Origin of the sequence: Actinoplanes sp. DH11 (assembly GCF_020873875.1) — a bacterium.
GTDB lineage: Bacteria > Actinomycetota > Actinomycetes > Mycobacteriales > Micromonosporaceae > Actinoplanes.
In genome coordinates, this window is record NZ_JAHWGU010000120.1 from 1 (window position 1) to 471 (window position 471).

The 471-nt window shown below is 55.2% G+C and carries 1 protein-coding gene and 1 pseudogene; both read right to left on the bottom strand.

Annotated elements, in window-relative coordinates; translation table 11 throughout:
* Positions 1 to 229: pseudogene (locus LPA41_RS41000) on the bottom strand (glutathione synthase); the annotation flags it as partial.
* Between the two features lie 18 nt (positions 230 to 247).
* The coding region (locus tag LPA41_RS41005; RefSeq protein ID WP_229076893.1) for an RsmE family RNA methyltransferase at positions 248 to 471 on the bottom strand (224 nt) is incomplete at its 5' end.

A 471-nucleotide genomic window follows, 5' to 3' on the forward strand; every position in this document is an offset into this window, starting at 1 on the left:
GCGCAATGTCCTGCTCTGTGCCGAATTCGTACCATTTGTCGTAGTTCTGCTCGACGTTAACGATGCGGGTGCGCGCCCGGGCTTCACCGTTGATCAGGTAAAGATCGTTCATCTCCATATAGTGGAGTTCATAGCCGCGACGCTGCGCTTCCAGCAGCATAGCGAAGCTGGAATCTTTCTTGATGTTAATGTTTGCGATGGGGTCCATCACGATGCCGAGCTTGATCATCTTTCTCTCCAATATGCGTCAACCCAGATCGCCAAACCGTACCTGTAGCGCGGTAATGGCCGTGAGTGCCGTTGTCTCAGTGCGCAGAACGCGAGGTCCCAACAGAATATCAGTAAACTGGTAACGTGCCGTCATCGCGATTTCATCCGCCGAAAGCCCACCTTCGGGACCAATCAGCAGGCGTACGCGCTCGACGGGCAAGGGCAGCGTATTGATGCTGGCGCTGGCGCGCGGATGAAGAT